The sequence below is a fragment of the Curtobacterium sp. B18 genome (assembly GCF_000333375.1).
Taxonomy (GTDB): Bacteria; Actinomycetota; Actinomycetes; order Actinomycetales; family Microbacteriaceae; genus Curtobacterium.
This window is the reverse complement of the sequence record NZ_BACZ01000563.1, coordinates 1-2,532: the sequence shown is the minus strand read 5'-3', so window position 1 is coordinate 2,532 and position 2,532 is coordinate 1. Positions and strand designations below refer to the sequence as shown.

Here is a 2,532-nt window from a genome sequence, read left to right as displayed (position 1 = left end):
CTCGTCGACGGACGTCCGACAGGCGATCGAGAACTCGACGTCCGTGGCAGCGTTCGGCACCGGCAACCAGCGGGTCGACGTCCGGCGCATCCACTCCGAGGGGTCGACGGCCGCCGAGGCCGCGATCACCCGGGCCTCCGACGTCCGGAAGACCATGGGCACCGAGCTCGCGGCGAACCCGGCGCTCCGGGCCGACTCCGGGACGAAGTCGCAGTTCCGTGCCGGCCAGGTGGACTCGCGGGCGATGATCGCGCTCGGGCAGGTCCTCGCCGACCGGCCCGTCGAGGTCGAGCGGTTCACGCCGATGAACGGCGAGACCGGCCAGCCCTTCCGTCGGGTGGTGCTGCAGGCATCCGGGAGCGCCGAGGCCACCCGCATCGCGGCCACCCTCGACGCGATGGCGGACGACTTCCGGCCCGCATCGGTCGAGCGTGACGGGGCCCGCCTGACGGTGGTCTACACCCCGGCCGACCCGACCACGACCGCCACGAGCGCCACGTGACCCGTGCGCCCGCCGCACCCCCGCACCAGACCCGAACCACGACCAGAAGGAGCACCACCATGCCCGCACCTCGTCGCACTCTCCTCGTCGGCGCCCTCGCCACGAGCCTCGTCGCCGCAGCCGTCGGCCTCGCCCCGCAGGCCGCCACCGCCGCACCCGCCGCGGGCAGCTCCGGCGAGGGCTGGCTCCGCGTCGGCCACCTCTCCCCGGACACGAAGGGCGTCGACGTCGAACTGTCGAGCCTGTCCGGCGGCAAGAAGGTCTTCGAACTCGACGACGTCACCTACGGCCAGGTCAGCCCGTACCAGGAGCTGCCGGTCGGCACCTACGTCCTGTCGATGCGCGCCGCGGACGCCCCGGACTCCACGCCCGTGATCTCCACCGACGTCACGGTGGACGAGGGGGACGCGAGCACGGTCGTCGCCTACGGTACGAACGCGAAGCTCCGGACGACCGCCTTCACGGACGACCTCCAGCAGCCCGGTGACGGCAAGGCGAAGCTCCGGCTCGTGCAGGCCGCGACCACCGCGAAGTCGGTCGACGTGAGCACCTCCGAGGGCACCGCCGTCGCCGAGGACGCCGCGTTCGGCACCGCCACGAAGTACGCGACCGTCGACGCCGGCAAGTGGACGCTCGACGTCTCGGGCAGCGGGCAGCGGGGGACGGCGAAGGTCGACCTCGCGGGCAACACCGTCTCGACGCTGTTCGTGCTCGACGACAGCAAGGGCGACCTCACCGTCGTGCCCGTCACCGACGCGGCAGCGACGGCGTCCACGCCGTCCGGCGGGGTCCAGACCGGTGGCGGCGGCGCAGCCTCCGACCCGGTCGAGCAGGCCACCCACGAGCTGATCGCGACGCTCCGGTCGCTGTTCCGCTGACCGCGGGACAGGAGGCGCGGATCACCCCGGCGGGTCCGCCCGCGTGATCCGCGCCTCCGGGCCCACCCCGCACCCCCCTCAGGAAGGCAGGCCGCATGACCCGCAGGACCTGGATCCCCGTGACCGCCGCAGCCGCGGTCATCGTCGCGCTCGGCATCGCGCTCGTCGCGGTGCGCCCGTGGGGCGCCTCGCAGCCGGAGGCCGGAGGCGCGTCGACCCCGACGTCCTCCGCGGCACCGAACGCAGCGCGCTCGCCCGAGCAGCTCCGGACCGACTTCCTCGACCGGTACGTCCGTGACGGCCGCGTCGTCCGCACCGACCAGGGCGGCGACACCGTCAGCGAGGGACAGGCGTACGGCCTGCTCATCGCCTACGCGAACGGCGACCGTCGGCGCTTCGGCGAGATCTGGTCGTGGACGAAGCGGCACCTGCTCACCGACGACCACCTGCTCGCGTGGCGGTGGACGCCGGACGGCGGCGTCGCGGACGGCCAGTCCGCGAGCGACGCCGACCTCGACGCCGCCAGGGCACTCGTGCTCGCCGGGTCCTCGTGGGACGAGTCCCGGTACACGGCAGCGGGGAAGACCATGGCATCGGCGATCCTCGAGCACGAGACCGCCACGACCGACCTCGGCACGATCCTGCTCCCAGGGCCGTGGGCCGACTCGGAGCCGTACCGGTACGACGCCTCGTACGCGTCGCCGGTGGCCTACGAGGTGCTGGCGAAGGCGACCGGCGACGACCGCTGGGACGCCCTCGCCACCGGTTCCCGCGCCGTCACCGCGGCCGTGCTCGAGCAGTCGGACCTGCCGAGCGACTGGTCGCAGGTGCACGCCGACGGCAGCGTCGACCCGATGCCCGCCACGGGTGGTGACGACCGCGTGCTCTACGGGTACGACGCGATGCGCCTGCCGCTCCGGTACGCCGAGGCGTGCTCCACCGGTGACCGCTCGCTCGCCGGCTCGATCGCCCCGACGCTCCGCCGGCAGACGCAGTTGGCGGCGCAGCTCGACCTGGGCGGCACTGCCGTGACCGGTGACACGAACGCCCTCGCGTACGTGGCGCGGGCGGCGGCGGAGCAGGCCTCCGGGCAGTCGGCGGCGGCCACCGCGGACCTGCGTCGGGCCGACCGGACGGCCGCGACGACGCCGA

The 2,532-nt window shown here is 74.2% G+C and carries 3 protein-coding genes; all 3 read left to right on the top strand.

Going from position 1 to position 2,532, the window contains the following annotated elements; genetic code table 11:
- Positions 1-502: hypothetical protein (locus tag I5E_RS25660; protein WP_031262902.1), on the top strand; the 502-nt coding region annotated here is incomplete at its 5' end.
- 59 nt (positions 503-561) lie between these two features.
- Positions 562-1,380 carry a DUF4397 domain-containing protein gene (locus tag I5E_RS15225; protein ID WP_022907735.1) on the top strand — a complete coding sequence of 273 codons (819 nt, stop codon included), beginning with the start codon at positions 562-564 and terminating at the stop codon, positions 1,378-1,380.
- A 95-nt stretch (positions 1,381-1,475) separates the two neighbouring features.
- Positions 1,476-2,532 (top strand): glycosyl hydrolase family 8 (locus I5E_RS22865; protein WP_049973532.1); only part of this gene is annotated, 1,057 nt, incomplete at its 3' end.

Coding starts and splice junctions, on each gene's coding strand:
- I5E_RS15225 (WP_022907735.1), top strand. CDS start 562: ATGCCCGCACCTCGTCGCACTCTCCTCGTCGGCGCCCTCGCCACGAGC.